Origin of the sequence: Paenibacillus ehimensis NBRC 15659 (genome assembly GCF_004000785.1) — a bacterium.
Taxonomy (GTDB): domain Bacteria; phylum Bacillota; class Bacilli; order Paenibacillales; family NBRC-103111; genus Paenibacillus_G; species Paenibacillus_G ehimensis.
Genome location: NZ_BILX01000003.1, coordinates 65488 through 85718 on the forward strand (window position 1 = coordinate 65488; position 20231 = coordinate 85718).

At 48.0% G+C, this 20231-nt stretch carries 18 protein-coding genes; 4 read left to right on the plus strand and 14 right to left on the minus strand.

From position 1 onward, the window contains the following. Window positions 1–110: 110 nt before the first annotated feature. Entirely contained in the window at window positions 111–686 is a 576-nt protein-coding gene (gene loaP, locus PEH01S_RS02455) for an antiterminator LoaP (protein ID WP_025848243.1), read from the minus strand. A 481-nt stretch (window positions 687–1167) separates the two neighbouring features. Between loaP and PEH01S_RS02460 the strand changes: the two genes are divergently transcribed. Beyond that, a complete protein-coding gene (locus PEH01S_RS02460) occupies window positions 1168–1599 on the plus strand; it encodes an SRPBCC family protein (RefSeq protein ID WP_025848242.1) in 432 nt (143 codons plus the stop codon). Between the two features lie 101 nt (window positions 1600–1700). On the opposite strand, the gene PEH01S_RS02465 is transcribed toward PEH01S_RS02460, so the two are convergent. Continuing rightward, entirely contained in the window at window positions 1701–2597 is an 897-nt protein-coding gene (locus tag PEH01S_RS02465) for a class I SAM-dependent methyltransferase (RefSeq protein ID WP_127483828.1), read from the minus strand. 726 nt (window positions 2598–3323) lie between these two features. On the opposite strand from PEH01S_RS02465, the gene PEH01S_RS02470 reads away from it, so the two are divergent. Next, window positions 3324–4115: a DJ-1/PfpI family protein gene (locus PEH01S_RS02470; RefSeq protein ID WP_025848239.1), complete on the plus strand. Its 792-nt coding sequence runs from the start codon at window positions 3324–3326 to the stop codon at window positions 4113–4115. A 216-nt stretch (window positions 4116–4331) separates the two neighbouring features. Here the strand turns inward: PEH01S_RS02470 and PEH01S_RS02475 are convergent, their stop codons facing one another. Further along, window positions 4332–6053: a WD40 repeat domain-containing protein gene (locus PEH01S_RS02475; RefSeq protein ID WP_127483829.1), complete on the minus strand. Its 1722-nt coding sequence runs from the start codon at window positions 6051–6053 to the stop codon at window positions 4332–4334. Between the two features lie 3 nt (window positions 6054–6056). Further along, window positions 6057–6704 (minus strand): hypothetical protein, encoded by a 648-nt coding sequence (locus PEH01S_RS02480; RefSeq protein ID WP_127483830.1) that lies wholly within the window; start codon window positions 6702–6704, stop codon window positions 6057–6059. A 355-nt stretch (window positions 6705–7059) separates the two neighbouring features. Here PEH01S_RS02480 and PEH01S_RS02485 point away from each other — a divergent pair, with 355 nt between their 5' ends. After that, window positions 7060–7494 carry a hypothetical protein gene (locus PEH01S_RS02485; RefSeq protein ID WP_127483831.1) on the plus strand — a complete coding sequence of 145 codons (435 nt, stop codon included), beginning with the start codon at window positions 7060–7062 and terminating at the stop codon, window positions 7492–7494. Window positions 7495–7622: 128 nt separating this feature from the next. On the opposite strand, the gene PEH01S_RS02490 is transcribed toward PEH01S_RS02485, so the two are convergent. From PEH01S_RS02490 to fabG, 9 genes are all read right to left on the minus strand, one after another. Continuing rightward, complete coding sequence (locus PEH01S_RS02490) at window positions 7623–8438, minus strand: carbohydrate ABC transporter permease (protein WP_025848232.1); 816 nt, start codon at window positions 8436–8438, stop codon at window positions 7623–7625. Next, the gene (locus PEH01S_RS02495) at window positions 8435–9313 is read right to left on the minus strand and encodes a carbohydrate ABC transporter permease (RefSeq protein WP_127483832.1); all 879 of its coding nucleotides are present in this window, start codon (window positions 9311–9313) and stop codon (window positions 8435–8437) included. The genes PEH01S_RS02490 and PEH01S_RS02495 overlap by 4 nt, the downstream gene beginning before the upstream one ends. Window positions 9314–9367: 54 nt before the next feature. Then, window positions 9368–10642 carry an ABC transporter substrate-binding protein gene (locus tag PEH01S_RS02500; protein WP_127483833.1) on the minus strand — a complete coding sequence of 425 codons (1275 nt, stop codon included), beginning with the start codon at window positions 10640–10642 and terminating at the stop codon, window positions 9368–9370. Window positions 10643–10881: 239 nt separating this feature from the next. Then, entirely contained in the window at window positions 10882–11904 is a 1023-nt protein-coding gene (locus tag PEH01S_RS02505) for a LacI family DNA-binding transcriptional regulator (protein ID WP_036713364.1), read from the minus strand. A gap of 333 nt (window positions 11905–12237) precedes the next feature. Then, a complete protein-coding gene (locus PEH01S_RS02510) occupies window positions 12238–12675 on the minus strand; it encodes a hypothetical protein (RefSeq protein ID WP_127483834.1) in 438 nt (145 codons plus the stop codon). Window positions 12676–12734: 59 nt separating this feature from the next. Continuing rightward, window positions 12735–13058, minus strand: coding sequence for a hypothetical protein (locus tag PEH01S_RS02515; RefSeq protein WP_127483835.1), 324 nt, complete (start codon window positions 13056–13058; stop codon window positions 12735–12737). 168 nt (window positions 13059–13226) lie between these two features. Beyond that, the gene (locus PEH01S_RS02520) at window positions 13227–14249 is read right to left on the minus strand and encodes a serine hydrolase domain-containing protein (protein WP_127483836.1); all 1023 of its coding nucleotides are present in this window, start codon (window positions 14247–14249) and stop codon (window positions 13227–13229) included. Window positions 14250–14287: 38 nt separating this feature from the next. After that, window positions 14288–15112, minus strand: coding sequence for a MerR family transcriptional regulator (locus PEH01S_RS02525; RefSeq protein ID WP_025848224.1), 825 nt, complete (start codon window positions 15110–15112; stop codon window positions 14288–14290). 145 nt (window positions 15113–15257) lie between these two features. Beyond that, window positions 15258–16031, minus strand: coding sequence for a 3-oxoacyl-ACP reductase FabG (gene fabG / locus PEH01S_RS02530; RefSeq protein ID WP_025848223.1), 774 nt, complete (start codon window positions 16029–16031; stop codon window positions 15258–15260). A gap of 224 nt (window positions 16032–16255) precedes the next feature. Here fabG and PEH01S_RS02535 point away from each other — a divergent pair, with 224 nt between their 5' ends. Then, window positions 16256–16915: a type 1 glutamine amidotransferase domain-containing protein gene (locus tag PEH01S_RS02535; protein ID WP_127483837.1), complete on the plus strand. Its 660-nt coding sequence runs from the start codon at window positions 16256–16258 to the stop codon at window positions 16913–16915. A 56-nt stretch (window positions 16916–16971) separates the two neighbouring features. Here PEH01S_RS02535 and PEH01S_RS02540 read toward each other — a convergent pair whose 3' ends face one another. Further along, window positions 16972–20154: a bifunctional cytochrome P450/NADPH--P450 reductase gene (locus tag PEH01S_RS02540; RefSeq protein WP_127483838.1), complete on the minus strand. Its 3183-nt coding sequence runs from the start codon at window positions 20152–20154 to the stop codon at window positions 16972–16974. Window positions 20155–20231: the final 77 nt, after the last annotated feature.

Sequence of the window (20231 nt, forward strand, 5' to 3'; positions counted from 1 at the left end):
GTATGTAACATACACACTACGAAAACGTTATATGTCTTCAGAGCTGCTCCAACGTACCGAGGCATCGTTTGGATTCACTTCTGAATTTTGGAAATTGCACCAAACCGAGTTCAATGAACCCCCAGCATATCCAACACATGAATCCCTACATCAAAGCATACTCTCTTCCGCATAAACTCTACTGAAATTCGCGCCCTATTCTTGCGTCTATCGATTTTCTCGATGATTGCTTCCTTCCCTTTAAGCGGGCCGTCGCAAACTGTCACTTTGGAGTTCTCTACGTATACAGTCGAATATCCGATCGTTGCGTTACTATCAATGAGCTGCGTAATTAAAGCCATTTCCTGCTCTTCAATTTTGAAAAATAAGTTCGATTCCTGCGCGGCATCCATACCGCTTTCCAGCAAGCTCTCTCTTGCGTCCATCCTGTTATACTTATTTAAAAGCCGATAGCACTTCGGAATTTGTTTTAGCTCATAGTAAGAATTCACGTTCATCCGGGTTTTAATCAGCACATAACCGGGAAACATCGTTTTGCAAACTTCGTATGCCCTTCCTTGTTTACGTTCCTGGAGCTTTCGTTTCGGCACGATCGCACTGAGCTCCGATTCGTCGAAAATACGGCGGATTCTCGTGCGAACAAAGTCTTCTTTTCCCGTTTCGACAAATAATGCATACCAATCCATCAACTCTCCCCTTTCGTGCTTTATTGAAGTTTTCAAATCAACATTAATTTAATATAAAATATTTAAATTATGTAATTATATAGGATGTTATCATAATATCTAGAGCATGGTCAAATGTTCTCACAAAACTTAAGCATTGCTTTGCCGGGGCCTCCGTCCGAGGCATTCATTTCCCTCATTCCTTCTCTAGCGTCACTGTTACTATTGTAAGAATGCCGTCGGGCGTTGAACATGTGCGATTCTATGAGTTTTATGGGCAATTTTACTTCATTAATTCGCTTGGGCGATTCGCAACCCACTTTTTCGGTAATTTCGCAGCGGCGAGGTTTGTGCTTGTTAGCAGTTTCCCTATAAGTTTGTACAATAGCAATCTAAAAGAAATCCAGCTGCCACTTATATGCTATAATGGTGTAGGTAAAATCATTTTGCAGTGTATGGCTCGTGGTAGTATTTGAGAATAATCATTCAGGGAGGCTATGCAATGGGAACAGATAAACCGGTAATAACAGTAGAAGCGATCGTTCATTCTCCTGTCGAAAGCGTATGGAAGTATTGGACTGATCCGAAGCATATCACGCAATGGAATACGGCTTCCGATGACTGGCACACGCCATACGCCGAGAACGATCTGAAGGCGGGCGGTAAATTCGTCTCGAGAATGGAAGCCAAAGACGGCAGCGTCGGATTTGATTTCGGCGGAGTATACGACGAGGTGAACATTAACGAGAGCATCTCCTATACGATGGCCGACGGTAGAAAAGTGAAGATCGATTTTATTCGCCAAGACAGCGACACGAAAATCATCGAATCGTTCGAAGCGGAAGAGACCCACGCTATCGAGATGCAGCAAGCCGGATGGCAAGCGATTTTAGACAACTTCAAAAAATATGCGGAAACAGCTAAAGAAGAATAAAAAACTTCGCAGCCTTGAAAGCGCATGCCGATGTCGGCATGCGCTTCTAAGTTCACTCTATGGGTAGCCAGCTATTCGCGTTATTTAGCGGCTTCCCCTCTTTACAGACTTTCTCTGGTGTACATGTTCTGATCCTGCAATCGAATCAGTACCTTGCCAAATCGGCCGCCCTGCCGGATTTCCACGTTGTCTAACGGGTAAGTCCGTTCCAAATAGTCGGAGACGATTTGCCGGTTCCGATCATCCGCAGGCAGACCCCAAATTTTAAGCCAGTCCATAACTTCCATGAGCGCCGTTTCTCTGGAGACCTCCCTGGTTTTCATCTCCCGGGTGACCAGCGATTCATAGGAATAGCCTTTGAGATATAATAGATGTTGCAAATAAGCCATCTCCAGATGTTCGGTTTTCTGAGGCTGATCGGTGACCAAAGTCCAAACCTCGTTCACCAGACTGTGTTCCCTGGAGCCGGCAGTCAGACTGATATAGCAAAACTGCCGCGCGCAGCTCAGTACCTTCGCTACACTCTCCCAATCGACAATAACCGGGCACATGGAGACAAATACCAAATCAAAGGCTTTCCCCCACCCCTTTGCTTCAATATTAATGTTTTCGAACGGCTCAGTCACCACCTCAACTTTTCCGTTTGTTAATCCAGCCGTGTTTTCTTTCAGGAGTTCGACCAAAGGAAGACAAGGCTCTACGGAAGTAACAGTCGCCCCTCTCTCCGCAAACGGCACTGTAAATCCGCCCGAGGCTGCACCAATGTCTAAAATCGAACGATCTTTGAATGTCACACCCTGTCCTTCCAGCCAATTCATAATCCGTTTTGTTCTTTGTCTGCCTTCTTCGTTAAACGCCTCCTCGTTGAATGACTTTGCCCTATGGTCGAAACTGTGAGCTGCATCCATTCCGGCTTTTTTCATCTTGTTCACTGCCGTATTCATATCTTCCTTCCAAGCCTTTTCCCAAACGGTTTCGTTAAAAAAATCGTTCGACATGGTCCGTATCCCCTCTCATTTGTTTTCTAAATTATCTGCTTTCCGTGACTTAAGGTTGAGCTGAAGCAAATGGGATTAAAAAAGCATGTAAACACCCCCCGGTGCAATGGCAGTTAATGTCAGAATGCAGCATGAATCCCTTGAAGCATGTTCACGGGAAAGGATAATGAACTATAACCTGCTGTTAAAGTCATCATTGTGATTAGCAAGGCAAGCTACGGACAGCTTGAGTTGACGCTTAATAAATAGGGAAACAATAAATATATTAAAGACATATTATATCTTTGATTCACCATGGAATTTCAACGGCTATCAAATCATGTAGGAGCTAAGATGGTTTTGGATTGCATCTAATCTGAACCTGCACGAGCAAATCATAGACATTATATATCCACAATATATTTTAAATTTTCGTTTGTCAACGGCTATACCATATTTTTTTCCAAAGTGTTCCAAAGTGTGATGAATTGTTTATTGTTTTGTGATCTTTTTACAGCCTCGTTTGAGATATTGATTTGTTAAAATTCTTCTTGCGGATACGGACGGCAAATACCGCGGATAACGACTCGTCCTACGCAGAAACGGATGAAGGAGGTATTCACTCGCACGTTCGAGGATCTTGTCTACGGCTCCATGTGCTGCTATGAAGAATGCAAAAAAAATCGCTTAAAGCTAACGGATTTCATTCCGGTTACGCCTTGAGCAAACGAAAGGAATGGGTATAAGATGAAAAAATTTTTTGGATTACTTCTGTCGTTGGCATTGGTTCTAAGTCTGATTGCGCCTGCAGCAACTGCGAAAACAAAAGAGAATAATGATGCATCCAAGGACAAAAGCATACATGTTCAAATCGTTTTATTCGATGGTTTCGATCTGCTGGACGCCTTAGCACCCTATGAAGTGTTCGCTGCCGCGGGAATGTATTCAGAAGGGGCGCTTACGGTGGAATTGGTATCCGCGGAGGGTCGGCGTTCTGTCCCCAGCGGTTTGAATGGGCCCGCCCTCGAAGCGAAAGCCGTCTTAGACCCAAATCGTCCGGGAATTATTTTGGTGCCTGGAGCTTCGGGTAAGCCGGCGGGAAATTCGGAAGATTCCATTCCGAATGTATTAAGGCAGGCCATGAAGACAAGCTTACCGGACATCATGAAACAAGCTTTTGACAATGAGGAAGTCACTGTAGCTACAGTATGCGGAGGCTCATTGCTGCTTGCTATGAAAGGTTTGTTGAAAGACAGGCATGCCGTTACCAATCATATCGGCATGGCTGCGTTACAAGCGGCCGGCGCCATTGCGGTTGATGCAAGAGTCGTTGAAGATGGTCCTCGCCTCGTGAGCGGGGGAGGCGTAACTTCGGGACTTGACGTGGCTTTGTATTTGGTTGAGCGTGAGTTAGGGCCCCAAATTGCGAATGCCGTAGAAAAGTTATTCGAGTATGAGCGAAGAGGCACGGTGTGGCGAGCGGAAGGCATCGCGCCGATCGACTTTGAGAAGAGTCAGAGAGCATCTGAAAAAGAATAACCGGCTGCTAATTCCGTGGGTAACGCCGACAAGTGAGGAATCGAGGCGATCGTCCTACATCGTTCGGTTCGCCCAAGATGCTAGTTCGAACGTCTAGCGGAAATAGCGGTCATAAGTTTACATAACAAATACTATGTAAACTCATGACCGCTATGGATGTCCTCATTCCGAGGTTGGGACGACGCCTCTTGGTCCGCTCTCCCACTCCCCCTCCGTTCATCCGAGCCGAATCTTCGCACCAAAACTGATCGCAGCCATCCCCGCTTTCGGCGCAATGGACACCGAGTTGACGATCTTGTAAGGGGAATAGGACCACTGATACGGATCGTATGTTTTGATGAGCTCACCGCTGGAGTATTTTCTGACTTGGACGACTGGGGATGCATACAACCACATTTCGTCGCGTTCTTCGTCGATCCAGATGTGATCCACGTCCGCTGCTCCGTGGTCGATCAGCACGTCCTCATCGTCGCAGCCGATGCGGTATCTGACGATGCTGGACGGTGCATTATGCTTATAACGGGCCACGACGATACGGTCCTGCGAATCCAAACAGAGCGCGCAGCATACCCGACCTCCCAGCATCGGGATGTCCTCGGTGCGGCTGCCGTCCGCCAAATACACGATCCGGACGGCTTTACCGGCGGCAAAGAACAGCTTTTGGCCGTCCCGGCTGAAGGCAATCGTTTGCGTCATCCCTACACGCGAAGGCAGGCCGAGCCAAACGAAATCCTCTTCCTCATACAAGCGTTGTCCGGCTTCCACGTCCCATACCGTCATCCGCTTTCCGAATAAACCGACAGCGAGCCTCGTTTCATCAGGGCTCATGGCGATCGCCGCGATCTTGCTCTCATCCTCAAACGTATGCTGAAGAATGACGCGCCCGCTGCGGAAGTCGATGCAGTAGAACGTACGGTAAGGCTCCGGAATGGGATACCCGTCGTCACCCTGCGGATCGTAGCTTCCCGCGGTCGGTACGGCAATCAAATACCTGCCGGTTGCGCTAAACGTTACGTGAGTATATTCCTTATAGTAAGCATTCATGTCCAGTTGCTCCCAGTCCAAGCCGGGGCAGGCATACGCTGCATGAAGCTTTCGTTCCTGCAGATCGTATACCTTGACCATACCGACCCCTAAGCCCACCGCCAGATAACGGGAGTCCGGGCTAAAAGCGAGTCCGGCTTCTCCCGCTTTCTCTTCTTCATACAGCGCCTTGTTGTCGGAAAAAGAGGCCTCTTCCCTTCCATTGACGGTACTCAGCAGCTTCAGTTCTCCGTCTTGATGCATCACGGCCGCTAATTTGCCATCGGCGTTCAGGCACAACTGCTCGATCTGACCGTCATATTCTCCGATCTCGACAAAAGCCCGGCGCCCGGCGCGCAGCGCCCTGAAATCGAGCCGGCTTCTTTCCTCGATTTTGCGGCGAAGGTCGCCTATCGGTCCGCCAAACAAAGCTTCCTCCTCCAGAGACATTTCAGACAATTTGCGTCTGGCGTCTATGACGTCGTAATCCAAATAATCGGCCAGCGCCAAAAAATATTTGATCCGGACATCCCATACGGGAAGCAGGCCGCCATACGCCAACGATCTGCCCATACTGCGCAGCCCCTGTTCCCTCTCTTCCGGCGGACCGAACAGGGAGACGGCGTCTTGCAGCACATTCCTCATGACCCTGATATCGTGACCTATCTCCTCTTGTTCCGCCATGCTGGAGAGCATCCGCTCGAACCGTTCCGCAGCTTGTCTGGCTACAGCGAATTGTTCACCAAGAATGGCGGCTTCCGCATAGTAATAAAGGCAGCAGAGAGCCGCTTGCCGCAGCGCAGGATCTTCCGGGTTCCTGAAGTCCGCTTTCCATATCGGGCCGAGCAAGTCCAAAGTTTCCTCATACTTCCCAGCCCTGTTGCATTCCTTCGCTGCAACCTTCAGCTGTTCCATGCCTTAGTCCGCCTCGCTTTTCGATTGTCTCAAATAGCTGTATGCCTGCTTCAAAGGAATTTGGAGGGCATCCGCAATATCCTTTATTTTCATCCCTTGCCCGCTCATCGACTTGATTGTCCGGATTACAGTTTCTTCCTGTTGTCGTGCGGACCGGTAGCACGGCGCGAGCAGGGCTTTCCAGGCATCGGCATGGGCATATTCGTCTGCCGCCGCAATTTCCGCGACGACAGCGTCCAGATCGGCGCAGGCGACGGGCACGTTCGTCCGCTCCGGATTTTTGTCTGTCATCAATAGTCTGATCTTCGCAATCGCGTCCTTGCATTGTCCCATCGAGCCGGCGATGTAGCTGCCCGCCCCCCATTCCTCCATTCCGTGCATAAGGCAGGCGACGGGCTGTCCGGCTTCGCAAGTATCTACAATGACCGGGTCGCCGGTGAGATCGACACAGCCGATAACGATCCATCCCGGCTGCCAGGCTCCTTCTTCGTCCGAGGCCAAACGATTGCCCTCCGTATCTACGCTGTAGCCGATTTGTTCACGTTCCAGCTCATCCGGACCATAAATCGAAATATCGATAAATTCCGAAGCACGGTCGCATTCCCATTTTAGTTGCTTTAACTGCTCTTTCCATGCGGCATCAATGCCCATTTCCTATAGCTCCTTCCGGGTTCGATTCCGGAATGCGGCGAGCATGGGCTTCGCCATGTTCGTTTAACATTCCATGTGCGTCTTTATTATCTCTTGCGTATAAACCTTTTTCAACAATGCCGTTCTCAACATAGACCTAATCCCTCCTCCACCTGTATAAATGAATTTCGATTTGTCCGAATCCGGCCGATAAGAAACTGTTATCCCAACCTATTTCGACAAATTTTGTGCATGATCATGCTAATTTTCTGCCAGATCATGAAATCGTAAGGCTTGAAAGAGTAAAATATTGTATTATTTGGGCGTGAGAGGTTAGCACTTCTCAAACTACACTATAAGAAGAGGTGAAGCTCTTATGAGAAAAACATTTGTTGTTCTTGCCACTACCGCAACTCTGCTGGCAAGCGTGTTGGCGCCGGCGGCAAGTTTTGCATCAGATTATTTTTACGAGCGGGAAAGAAATAACAATCGTACTACGGCAGATCGAGTCAGCGTTCCGGTTACCATTTTTGGAGAACGGAATGATGTAGATGGTGAGAATGACGAGGACTTTTTTGTCTTTAAAGCTCCATCTTCGGGAATATACGAATTTGACATGCGAGTAGGCTCAGAAACCGACCAAGACCTTTACCTTTATGATCAAACCGGTGAGCACCAGATTGCACATTCATTTAAAAGTAAAGGCCGGGACGAGTATTTTTCAGTATTTCTTAACGAAGGAAGAGAGTATTATGTAAAGGTTAAGCACATTTCGGGCAATGAAAATTATACCTTGAACATCAATTCGTAAAAATTTGGACTTCGATTGCCAGCCGGTTCCTTTGTTAGATACAAGGACTGGCTTTTTTTTCGTCCCCCGCCAGCCTTCCGCAAGCGGCGGGGGCAGTCAGCGGTGCGCTACAGCAGCTCCTCCTCTTGTTAGCCTTTAACCGCACCCGATGCCAAACCGGTAATAAAGTATCGCTGCAAAAACAAATATAACAAGGATATGGGCAGCGCAGCGATCAGCGAGCCGGCCGCCACCCAGCCTACATTGTTCGTATTCGGACCGAAAAACGTTGCCAATGCCACAGTAACGGTGCGCATTTCGCCCTTTTGCAAAAAGAACAGCGAGAACCTGTAATCGTTCCAAATTCCAACTCCCGCCAAAATAATAACGGTCGCCGTGATCGGCTTCAGCAAAGGCAAAATCAACTGAAAAAACAAGCGCAGCCGTCCCAAGCCGTCGATCATGCCCGCCTCGTCCAATTCCCGCGGTATCGTGCCTATGAACCCCGTATATAAAAAGATGGTCGTCGGTAAATTGAAGGTTAAATGAAGAAGGATGATGCCCCAATACGTATTCATGCCTTGAATATCGATGAAAAATTTATACAAGGGCACAAGTATGGTCAAGGGCGGAATAATGAGCGCCGAGATAAACAACATATACATGGCTTTGTTCAGCTTGGTTTGATTGCGCGCCAACGGATAAGATGCACAAGCCCCGACGATGACGATCAGCAGCAGCGACACAGTCGTAATGAAGATGTTGTTGAAGAAAGCCTGACCTAAATTCGACCCGCTCCAGGAATCCGTGAAATTGCTCCAATCAATCGTTTTCGGCAGCAGCCATTTGGAGCTTAAATCACTCATCGGCTTCAGCGCAGTCGTCACTAATATATAGAAAGGAAGTATGTGTATAAAGGCAATGGCCAACGATAAAAGGAAAGCTGCCTTGTTGCTTTTCTTCATGCTTGTATCTCCCTTCTGCGCAGGAAGGTTAGTGAGAAGACACTCACAATCATGATGATAACGAACATCAGATTGCCAAGAGTAGCCGCATATCCCGCATCTTGCGATCCGAAGTAGCTTTTGTACATCAGAGTCGATAACGATTGAGAGGCGAAGCCCGGTCCGCCTTTCGTGAGCGCCGTGATGACATCGAACAGCTGAAGTCCTCCGATCAGATTAAGTACGACGTTAATCGTAATGGAAGGCGCCAGCAGCGGCAGCGTGATGCGGAAGAAATTTTGCCAAGCCGTGGCCCCGTCGATCGACGAAGCTTCATAATAATCTTTGGAGATCGACTGTAATCCCGCCAAGTAAACGATCATGGCAACACCTAAGTATTGGTAGGTATTCACAAGTGTAATGATCCATACATTCAGGGACGAATTTGCCAGCAGATCGACCGGTTGATCCATAAACAGCATGATCACGTCGTTAAGTGCCCCACCCCTGTACTGAAAGAAAAAGTACCAAATGTACCCCATAATGAGCGGACTCACAATGACCGGCAAATACACGATGGATCTGGTCAGTCCTCTGGTTTTGATATTCTGGTTCAGCAAAATGGCATACAGAAGCCCTATCACATTTTGCAGCAGCGTACTGCCAAATCCGTAAATGAACGTATTTTTCACAACAAGACCGATATTTTCATCAGTAAACAGCCGCTTGTAGTTATCGAACCCAATCCAGGAATAATCCTGCGAGAATCCGTCCCAATTGGTAAACGAGATTCGCACCCCTTGCAGAAAAGGGTACACGATAAACAATAGAAACAGCAGTAACGCCGGAACATACATGAGGTTCAACCAAAATAATGAATTCCGGTAGGAGCGCATGCTTGACCTCCTTCGTAATCAATAAGGGGGCATGGCGCCCCCTATTAGACGTATTTATTTTTGCTGCGCTTTTAAGCGTGCGACTTCCTTTTTCATCGTTTCCGAATACGCTTCGGGCGTTAATTTGCCTCCCAGAAGCTGTGCGGAGGCGGTTTGCAGAACGTCCCACATGCCGCTTGGCAGATACACGCGATCAAAATATGGGAATACGCGAATATCCTTATACTTATTGTAATACTCCGTAAAGACACCCAGATCCGGGTTTATGCCGTTCATACCCGCCGGCGTACCCGATGCTTCGGACAAGGCTTTCAAATTTTCCGGTTTCGCGAATTCGCGAATGACGTCCTTGGCCACTTCCAGGTTCTTGCCGTCTTTCCACGCTCCGATGGTGAAGCGTTCGCCGCCGGAGAACGTCGGTTCGTCGCCGTCAACCATGGCCGGCACCGGCATAATTCCGGCATGCACGTTCGGATTCATTTTCAGAGCGTCCGGGACAAAACCGGGGCCGCCGGTGACAAAAGCAATTTTGCCCTGCGCGAACAGGGAAGCCTTGTCGGCATCTTTTACGGTTAGCACATCCTGGTTCATCAGCTTCTTGTCGTATATTTCTTTAAATTTGGCCGCAAGCGGGGTCCAGTTCGCCCAATCAAATGACCCTTTCAACAGATCGTCGGCATAATTTTTGGGAGGGCTGATCAACAAGGAGGTTGCGTAATAATCGAAAAATTGTGCCAATGAGGCAGAATCCGGCGCCGAGAAAAAGAACGGGGCCACCTGACCGTTGCTTTCCTTCTTAATTTTCTCGCCGGCCGCTATCATTTCGTCCAGCGTTTTCGGCGGCTGAATGTTATATTTATCCAGCACGTCTTTATTGTACGTGATTCCGTCCTTTGCGGCATTGAGCGGCAGCACATACACTTTGCCTGCTTTATCCGTTACAATCGGCTTCATCGATTCGGAAATATCTTTTACCCAACTCTCTTGGGACAAGTCGGCGAGATATTTGCCGTAACGAATTTGCGACCACCCATGCGTATCAAATAAATCCGGCATGTCATTCGCAGCCATTTTCATCTTCAGAATGCTTTCATAGTCATTGCCGGGGAATTGAAGCTCGAAGCTCACATTTGGATGCTGCTTCGTATAGTCGTCCGTCACCTTTTTGTATACATTTTGAGTTGCTTTATCGTTCGCGGTAGAATAGATGGTTAATTTTATTCGCTCGCCGTTCGCTGCCGGTTTGCCGGACTCCGTTTGGGAGCAGCCGGTCAGGGTCATGGCTCCAGACATAACGAGCGACATTGTAAGCGCTGTCATTTTCTTCATATGGGAATACCTCCCTGGCGTATGAGTTTAATTTGATATGGATCCTGCGTTGACCGTTTTCGTGTTTTTTTATAGAATTAAATTGGACAATTTTTTTATCGGACCTCATGTTTCATGGGTCCTTTTTTTTATCTGCTGAAGGATTGCGCCCCCTCCTTTTCACGCTCATCAATTTCATTCATTGCATATGGCCCCTTCGTTCTTTCTTCTCACCCCCCTCAAAGAATTTACACCCGGATTTATGTTCCCCCGCAGCTTTCCCGGACAACAAGCCGGCTCGGGACAACAGACTTGAGCGGAACATCTCTTCCCTGAATTCTTTGGAGTACCATGTCCACGGCCGTTCTCCCCATCTGTTCGGTGTATATTTTGACGGTCGTTAGAGGAACTCTGGCAAACGACGCCATCTCGATATCATCGAAGCCAATGATCGCAACCTCGGAGGGCACAGAAACACCAACTTCATGCAGCGCCTTCAAAGCGCCGATCGCCATCGGGTCGCTGGCAAAGAAAATGGCTCTCGGCAGGTTACCTTGTTGAACCATGTCTTTTACCGTATGGTACCCGCCCATCGTCGACCAGTCCGACTGAAACATTCGTTCCGGGTTGAATATGCCCTTCTCCTTGGCGATCCGTTCAAAAGCAATTCTGCGGCTTTCCTTGACTTGAATTTTCTCGAATCCGAAACGGTGAATGAACTCATCTCCCCCGACAAAGCCAATATCCCGATAGCCCAACGCAAAAAAGTGATTCATTACCAAAGCCAAGGCTTGCTCGAAATCCGTGACAACCGAATCGTACTTATCCGAATCGGGACAGCAGTTGACGAAGACGATTCGCTCCGGACGGCTGTAGATTCGTTCGACCTCACTTGGGTCAATAGCTCCAATGACGATTAATCCGTCCAGCTCGTTTAGATTCCCATCCGGTTCCTGTGCCCCTAACCGATAAATCTGTGATAAGGTTAAATCCAATTCGGAGAAACGCATTTCAAGACCTTGCCGGATCGACAAAAAATAGGGATCCTCGTACTCCACTTCCGGCGAACACCAGATCAACACGCCAATCTTTACGTTGGCCGTTTTTTTGTCAACCGCCCCCTTTTTCTTACGAAGAGGCCTGTAATTCAATTGACTGGCTGCAGCGATAATCTTGTTACGCGTCTCGTCGGTTACCGATAACGTTTGGTCGTTCTGCAATACCCGCCATACCGTCGTAGTCGAGAAATTCGTTACTCTGGCAACATCCTTTATTGTAGGCATATAGATAGCTCCTGAATATAATTAATTTTACTTAATTTATCTTCATTATAAAACGCTTACAACATCCGTTTAATTCACAATTTCATTATTATAATGAATTTAACCTAAGTTAACGCAAAAATCAACACATGAAATACAGTAAAATAAATAATTTAATTTCACTAACACTACTTGGTCTCCACCATGAATTTTAGCTGCTAAAAAAAACAAAAACCTCGCATGAACGAGGTTTTGAAAGCAAATTCTTTTTAGCGAGTTTAAACGGATTACTAAACTCTCCGGCACAAAAGAAAAGAGATGCATTGTAGCATCTCCGTATGATTTCATCTGCTGCTATTTTTTTTCTATCATCGATGCATAACCGGCAGACCCGGGCCCACCGCTTAATTGAATGTAATATTCTCCGGTTCGAATGTATAAATCGGTATGAAGAGACTCTCCAGGTCGCAAAGTAAATTCAAAAATGGTTTTATCGGCAACGTACTTTATGACTCTTACAGTTAAGGGCTTGGTGCTATTAGGATCCGTATAAACGGAAAGCGCATAATATCTCCATATATTGTTGACCAAAACCCCCGATGCCGTATATTCCTGATTCGATCCTTTTGTAACGGAAATCGAATTTTCAAATGATTTGCTCGCCGCAGAAGCGTCTTTCAATGCCGTGTTGTTGATCGAAGCAAAATCGGTACCGGCAAAGCTTGCCGTCGGTGCCAATACGCTTGCCAGAAGAGTTGCGGAAGTACTTAATGCGATGAGTGTTTTCTTCATGCTATCATCCGCTCCTTAACGTTGGATAGTGAATTACAGCCTATTCATAGGCAGCTTTACTAGTCAATGTCAAAATAATAGATTGCTATCAGCTCTCGGACGTCATCATAAACTTTAACCGTGGCAGATCCCTTAGAAAGAGCTTTGACCACTCCGTTTTTGCAGTTGACTTTGACGACATCTCTATCCGAATTCGTACATCTTGCTCCGGAATCAATGTCCCATTCATCCCCTACGCTAATACCAACAAAATATTCCGGGGCTTTAGCCAGCGATCCATAGATATAATTGGTCTGCTCGGCCGCTTGCGCATTGGTGCTCTGAAAGCCGAAAACGAGAGGAAGGGCCAATGCCGATGCGAATAAAATATTTTTCAGACTCATCGTGTAAATACCTCCTTATTTTAGATCTATCCAAATCATACACGAAATAACTTTATTTGAGATTAATTGAAATGATCTTGCATGAAACCCGCGATATCCTGCACAAAAATTGTCGAATCTTGTTGTTCGCTACTACTCTCATCTTTACCAGACCTGACGATCATAGATTTAGTCAATGACAGCCGGAAGAATACATTCCTTAATCAGTGTCCACCTGTCGCGAGGATGAATGATGAATTGTGATGCGATGGCTACGACCAGGTCTTTTTCCGGAATGCAGCAGATGACATTTCCCCCATCGCCCAGTGCCATGTATGCAAAAACTCCGTCCTCTTCGCGCAACCACCATAAATAACCGTATTGATTGGGGTTCATCGTTGTTGATTCGTCAATCCATGTATTGGGAATCACCTGACGATTGTCCCAATTGCCACGGTTCAGATAGAGAAAACCAAAACGCGCCATATCACGGGGAGTCAGCGTAAGTCCCCAGCCTCCTGTGGAATGACCGCTGGGGTCTTTCACCCATCCTTTCACGTTTTTGCCGAACAAATCGTCAAACCCGAATGATTTCATTTTGTAATCCGGGATTTCCTTCATGCCGATCGGTTTAAATAATCGTTCATTCGCAAACTCACGGGCGCTTTTTCCTGTGCTGCGTGTGATGATGGCGGAAAGCAGGTGCGCCCCCGCGGTAGAATATTTAAAAGTCCCGATATTCCCTTTTTGGCCCAGCATTTCCAGGGTATACTTGATCCAGTCAGGCTGCATACACATCTTGTCCAGCGGTTCGTGCCAGTCCTCAAACGGATAGGGAGCCGTCATTGTAAGAAGATGGCGAATGGTGATTTCTCGTTTCTGCCGATCCGCAGCATCGGGAACATACTCAGGGAAAAAATCCAGCACCTTCTGGTCTGCATAGTTTATATAACCTGCATCTATAGCAATCCCGATGAGGGCAGATAGGATACTTTTCGTTACGGATGCCACATGGTGCGGTTCATCCGGGCCATAGCCATGATAATAGCTTTCATACGCCATAGATCCATTTCTCACGACAACAATACCGTTGATATTGCCATACTCGGATTTTATCTTAGGTTCAAGCTCTGAAAGCTTATCGGGGTCCATTCGCAAGGCTGCCGGTTCCGCAGCTTGCCATTCTGCCGTTGGCCAATAATTTCTTTGCATGATAGATACCTCTCTAAAGGGCGATATTTGTTTTGCTGTTATTTTTTCTTTACAGGAAAATATACCTCGGTCACATTCCCCTCGGGAGCGGTGACTTGATTGGGGTCGGTTACATATACTTCATACGGTGAATTCACCAATGCATATCCTTCATGTTCTACCCATTCCCTCAGCTTGGCATAGACCGATGTCAATTCGGAATAGGAGCCCTTGGCCACAGATTTCGCGCAAAGGCCTCCGGGCAAATCTCTCGTTCCCTTTACCGTCTCCTCGATCGGGATAGCAAACTCCGTATCATTGCCGGCTGGATTGTATTCGGGACTGTGATAAATCGTCATTGGCGTGCCAAGCAAGGTGAGTTTTTCAGTAGCAATCTTTTCATAGAGCCGGCTAAAATACGTTCCATATCCGGCAGCATAGTCGTCGCTGCTCATCCTCTGACGCATGTAGAGAATATTCTTGGGCCGGGTTTCCACCAGCTGTACTTCGATACGGTCAAGGTAGGACATGATTGGGATGCCCTTCTCTAAATTCATAATATCGCTGCTCATTTGTTTTAAGGTATATTCCAAAGCATCTAGCTTCTCCTGGATGTCCCTTCTCTTGCGATGAAGAGCAGAACAAAGCTTCTCCTCGGATTGAGCCTCTTCCAATTCCAGAATGGCTTTGATTTCTTCCAGCGAAAAATGGTAAGACTTCAACCGGTTGATAAAAAGCATCTTTTGGAGTTGCTTGATGGAATAATATCGATAACCGTTTTCAGGATTAATCTCATCCGGATGAATTAATCCCATTTCATCATAATAACGAAGTGTTTTTGTAGATACTTCGCATAGCTTCGAGAATTCTCCAATCGATAGCAAGAAGCCGCCTCCAATCTTCCTGTTTTTGTACAGTTTCACTGTACAGCTTACCCTAGGGGCAAAGTCAACCGCAAAAAGAGCTCGCAGCGTACAGTGTGCGAGCTCCCTATTATACTTGCCTTCCCTATCCATTCGAGAATCAGGTTTACCCCATCGCTTCCAGACTTTCCGGAATAATCTGCCCGCCATCGACGACGATGGTTTGGCCCGTAATATAACCGGCCTCCTTCGAAGCTAAAAAGACAGCGGCATAAGCGATATCTTCGACGCTTCCGAGCCGCTTAAGCGGAATGGACGACGTCATCGCCTGCAAATATTCGTCTCCGAGCCCTTCCAAGCCTTCCGTCATAATGTTGCCGGGCATGACGGCGTTAATCGTAATGTTGTAACGGGCGAGCTCTAGCGCCGCACTGCGCATGAATCCAAGCTGCGCGGCTTTGCTTGCGCCGTAGTGCGACCACCCGGCATAGCCGGTGACCGGCCCCGTAATCGAAGAGGTAACGATGATCCGGCCGTATTCCGCTTTTTTCAGGAAGGGCAGGCAAGCCTGAAGGGAAAACAATGTCCCCCGTGCATTCGTGTTCATCACATCATCCCAGTGCTCGCCGGTCATTTCCTCAATCGGCGCATTCGGAAAAATGCCGGCATTGGCGCACAGGACGTCGATCCCCCCAAAACGACCGGCCGTCTCGTTCGCAACGCGCTTCATCGATTCCAAATCGGCGACATTGCCTTCGAAGGCATGAGCTATGCCTCCGTTCTCCCGGATTTCTACCGCGGTTTCCTCCGCTTTCGTCAGGCTGCGTGCGACGACTGCGACGTTCGCCCCCTTCGCGGCGAAGGTTCTGGCCATTCCTTTGCCGATCCCTTTGCTGGCTCCGGTCACGACGACCGTCTTATCCTTCAGTGGCGTCAGCATGTCAACAACACTCCTATCCTCTGTAAATATGAGCTGCTAATATTTCCATTACTTGGGTCCACTATGATCGTACTACAAATCCAAAAGCGGAGGCAACTCGCGGAGCTTCTCTATTTGACATTAATTTATTTATGAAATAACTATTATTTCATAATTTGTTTTATGAAAAATCCAGACGTAGAATGAGGATGTATCAAAAACCAATACTACAGGAGGCTAAACCAATGGCAAAAAAAGTATTGATCGTTGTTACTAGCCATGCGGAAATACATGAAGGGAAAACAACAGGTGTTTGGTTATCGGAATTCGCCGAGGCCTATATGGAATTTCGAAAAAAAGGATACGATATTACGGTGGCTAGCCCTCTTGGAGGAAAAGCTCCGGTTGATCCCGGCAGTGTTGGGCCTGACACACCGGAAGAAATTTTAGATGCGGCTAAATATTTGGAAAACACCGTGAATCTGGCTGAGATTACCTGCGAAGGCTTCGATGCGATTTTCCTGCCCGGGGGCCATGGAGCGATGTATGATCTTCCGAGACATCCCAAGCTTCAGGAACTGCTGCGCGATTTCTATGAAGGAAATAAAATCGTTGCCGCCGTTTGTCACGGACCGGCAGCGTTGGTTGGCGCGGCATTATCCAATGGGCTTCCGCTTGTTGCCGGCAAACGAGTCAATGCCTTCACGGACAGAGAAGAGGCGGAAACGACACTCGCCCCCCATCTTCCGTTTTTGCTGGAAAGCCGGCTTCGGGATTTAGGAGCAATCTTTGTGGCGGCTCCGAATTGGTCCTCGCACCATGAGGAGGACGGCAGCCTTATTACAGGACAGAACCCTCAATCTACTCTGGCGGTAACACAAGCTGTCATTGCAAAACTCGGCTAACCGACGAACGGAGAAGCCAATTGATTTGGCTCCTCCGTTCCGTTCGCAATATACCTTTATATCCCCGCCCACACATCTTTGGCATAGCTGCCATTCGACTGGAGTTGCTCCAGCCATGTTTCCGCTTCTTGTCGTTCAACTCCATGGACTGCCTGATACGCTTTCCGCAGCTCGTTTTCTACATCCGGCGCCATTTTACTGCCGTCTCCACAGACGTAAAGCCGTCCTCCACCGTCAAGAATGCGGATTAACTCTGTTCCATTCTTCGCCATCAAATGCTGTACGTAGGTTTTAGGTACGCCTTCCTTACGCGAAAACGCGGTATGAAGCGTAACCACTCCGTCTTTTTCGTATTGTTCAAGCTCTTCACGGTAAATATAATCCGCTTCGTTCCTGCAGCCGAAATAAAGATGGGCTTCGCCCAGCGGCTTACCTTCCCGCTTCATCGCAGCTCGGGCCTGCAGGAAACCGCGGAAAGGAGCCACCCCCGTCCCCGGCCCGACCATAATGATAGGGGTCTGCGGATCTTCGGGGAGCTGGAATCCCGATTCCGGCGTACGGACGAACATGACAATGTCCTCGCCCGACTTACGGTCTGCCAAGTAATTCGAGGCTACTCCGAAATATTCTCCTTGCCCGCTCCAAGCCTGACTGCGGACTACGCCTACCGTAATGCTGGCCCGGTCTGCGTTCACCCGGGGAGAGCTTGATATCGAATAATACCTCGGTTTTAGCGGAGGCAGCAGCTCCAAAAACTTCTCAAACGGAATTTCGCAGGCTTCGTATTTTTCGACAAGGTCAAGCATCGTGATCCGTTTCTTCAAGATCTGTTCTTCGTATGTCCCCTCCTCCAACAACGCTTCTAATTCACGCTTATGCGGAGGACAAACCGTAAAAGCGGCAACCTCACGGATTTGGGCACGCGTGGCAGCCTCCTGCAGCTCAACATTATGGCTAAGCAGGTCAAAAAGCGATACAGGCCGGTCTAACGGCAGATGGGACGCGCTGACGCCGCTTGCTGTCAAAATGACTTGATCTTTTTCATTCAAACCAAACCGCTGCAGAATGCGGCCGACATTATCTTTCCTGTTGCTTGGGAATACTCCAAGGTGATCGCCCTCTTGATACGTAACCCCCTCCGGCAATTCGATCTCGATATGCCGCGTGCTTCGTCCGCTGCCGGACTGCTGAAGTTCGCGATTTTCCGCGACTGCGGCGTGAACCGCATCATACGATTGAGCGAGTGGCGTCTCCGTAAAGCCGCTGACAAACTGAATGTTCAGCGTACTCCGTTCTTTTTCCGCATTTTCGTTCAGCTTTAAATCGAACGTCTTCATCGCATCGGTCCACATTTGACTTTTCCATGCTTCGAACTGCTTTTCGAAGTCTCCGCTCGCATCCGCCTCTCCGCGAAGTGAGAATCTAGTCGCTCCTTTGGCGGCGAGCTGTTCGTCAATGAATCTCGGTACCTCTTGATACGTTGAGGCCCAGTTGTGGTCCCCGCAGCCGAATACGGAATAATGCACTCCGCTCAGCTCGCCCGGTTCCACCTGCTCCAGCCATTGAACGAACTGACGCGCATTGCCCGGCGGCTTGCCGTTATAGGAAGAGGTGACGATGATTAAAGCGCCTTCCTTCGGTAAATGGCCCAGACGGTCGTTCAGTGCCGCTGCTTCACTTCGGATGCCATGCAAACGGGCAAGGTCCGCCAGTTCTTTGGCTATGCGTTCGGCCGTTCCCATATTGGAACCGTAAAGCACGAGCAGCGGTCTGTTGTTCACTCCGATGACGGAAGCTTGCTGCGCTTGTTGTTCAGGGCTAGGAGCTTGGGCAAGGTCTTCCTCCGGTTTGTTTGGATACGTATGGGTTATTTTCTTATCCCGCAATTGAACGCGTATCTTGAAGTCGTCCGGCTTCAGCGTCAGGGTTTGTTTGACTTTCAACTGATAGTTCAAAGGATCAAGCAATTGAAATTGCTGAAGGATCATCCCAAGAACTAAAGTCGCTTCGTGAAGCGCAAACTGCATGCCGATACAGGCTCGTTGTCCATTCCCGAACGGTTTATAGGCATGGTCCGGTATTTGGGCAGGGTCTTCGAACCGTTCCGGCCGGAATTGTTCCGCATCTTCTCCCCAAACCCCTTTATCCCGATGAAGTTTGGGTAAAATAATGGAAACGGCTTCCCCTTTGTTAATTCGATATTTTCCTCCAATGACGGTATCTTCCTTGGCGAAAAGACTAAATTGAGGAGCGGTCGGCCATAAACGTAAAGCTTCGTTTAAAATCATTCGAATATATTTCAGCTTCAGAACTTGTTCGTAAGTCGGCGTCGAACCTGTGAGTACTTCATCCACTTCTGCGTAAGCCTTTTTTAATACGTCCGGATGTTTTAATAAAAAGTAAATCGCAAAAGACAATAGGCCGCTTGTCGTTTCATGACCGGCGATCAGGAAAGTGATAATTTGGTAGCGAATATTTTGATCATCCAGCTGCTCTCCGGTCTCGGGATCTTTGGCGGTCAGCATTCGGGCAAGCAAATCGGTTTCTCCCTGATCGCCTCTTGCTTTACGCTCGGCGATGATTTTGTCGACCAAGGAGAACATCGATTGAATATCGCGCTCGTACTGACGCTTGGTTTTAACCATCAGCATGTTTTGAATCGGCAGCCTGTTGCCATAATGCATCGCTTCGTCCAAGGAACGAACCATGCTCACAATAAATGGATTCGGCGTTTCTCTGTAGTAGCTATTGAAACGATAGTTAAAACCGCACAAGCCAATGGTATCCAGGGTGAGCCGTGTCATATCGTCCGGAACGTCGATACTTTCGTCGGGATTCAAACGTGCCCATTTTTGAACAAGCTGCAGAGCGATGTCCACCATCATGTCATGATATCCCTTCATCGCTTGAAGGCTAAAGGAAGGCATCAGAATATGATGCGCTTTTTGCCAATTGGGCTCCTCCGTTAAACTTGTGAATAGTCCGTCTCCGGCAAAATCGCGTACTTTCAGCAAATGACCTATAGCCTTGTCAAAACGGGATTCATCGCATACATCGGCTACCAAGTCGGGTCCGGATATAATAAAAACCGATCTTCCTAAGGCCTCGAAGCGAAAAATAGGACCGTACTCGTCGGCAAGTTTACAGAAAGATAAAGTAGGCGAATCCTTATCGATCAAAGGCACATTCCCTAGAACGCCGTATGTTTTTGGCTGGGGGATCGGCAATAGGTTTTCCATGAAGAAACCTCCCTCTTGTTATACTTAACCGGATACGCGGGAATCTCTTTCTAATATTCCCCAACATCGATAACAAA

Coding starts and splice junctions, on each gene's coding strand:
- loaP (WP_025848243.1), bottom strand. CDS start 686: ATGGATTGGTATGCATTATTTGTCGAAACGGGAAAAGAAGACTTTGTT.
- PEH01S_RS02460 (WP_025848242.1), top strand. CDS start 1,168: ATGGGAACAGATAAACCGGTAATAACAGTAGAAGCGATCGTTCATTCT.
- PEH01S_RS02465 (WP_127483828.1), bottom strand. CDS start 2,597: ATGTCGAACGATTTTTTTAACGAAACCGTTTGGGAAAAGGCTTGGAAG.
- PEH01S_RS02470 (WP_025848239.1), top strand. CDS start 3,324: ATGAAAAAATTTTTTGGATTACTTCTGTCGTTGGCATTGGTTCTAAGT.
- PEH01S_RS02475 (WP_127483829.1), bottom strand. CDS start 6,053: ATGGAACAGCTGAAGGTTGCAGCGAAGGAATGCAACAGGGCTGGGAAG.
- PEH01S_RS02480 (WP_127483830.1), bottom strand. CDS start 6,704: ATGGGCATTGATGCCGCATGGAAAGAGCAGTTAAAGCAACTAAAATGG.
- PEH01S_RS02485 (WP_127483831.1), top strand. CDS start 7,060: ATGAGAAAAACATTTGTTGTTCTTGCCACTACCGCAACTCTGCTGGCA.
- PEH01S_RS02490 (WP_025848232.1), bottom strand. CDS start 8,438: ATGAAGAAAAGCAACAAGGCAGCTTTCCTTTTATCGTTGGCCATTGCC.
- PEH01S_RS02495 (WP_127483832.1), bottom strand. CDS start 9,313: ATGCGCTCCTACCGGAATTCATTATTTTGGTTGAACCTCATGTATGTT.
- PEH01S_RS02500 (WP_127483833.1), bottom strand. CDS start 10,642: ATGAAGAAAATGACAGCGCTTACAATGTCGCTCGTTATGTCTGGAGCC.
- PEH01S_RS02505 (WP_036713364.1), bottom strand. CDS start 11,904: ATGCCTACAATAAAGGATGTTGCCAGAGTAACGAATTTCTCGACTACG.
- PEH01S_RS02510 (WP_127483834.1), bottom strand. CDS start 12,675: ATGAAGAAAACACTCATCGCATTAAGTACTTCCGCAACTCTTCTGGCA.
- PEH01S_RS02515 (WP_127483835.1), bottom strand. CDS start 13,058: ATGAGTCTGAAAAATATTTTATTCGCATCGGCATTGGCCCTTCCTCTC.
- PEH01S_RS02520 (WP_127483836.1), bottom strand. CDS start 14,249: ATGCAAAGAAATTATTGGCCAACGGCAGAATGGCAAGCTGCGGAACCG.
- fabG (WP_025848223.1), bottom strand. CDS start 16,031: ATGCTGACGCCACTGAAGGATAAGACGGTCGTCGTGACCGGAGCCAGC.
- PEH01S_RS02535 (WP_127483837.1), top strand. CDS start 16,256: ATGGCAAAAAAAGTATTGATCGTTGTTACTAGCCATGCGGAAATACAT.
- PEH01S_RS02540 (WP_127483838.1), bottom strand. CDS start 20,154: ATGGAAAACCTATTGCCGATCCCCCAGCCAAAAACATACGGCGTTCTA.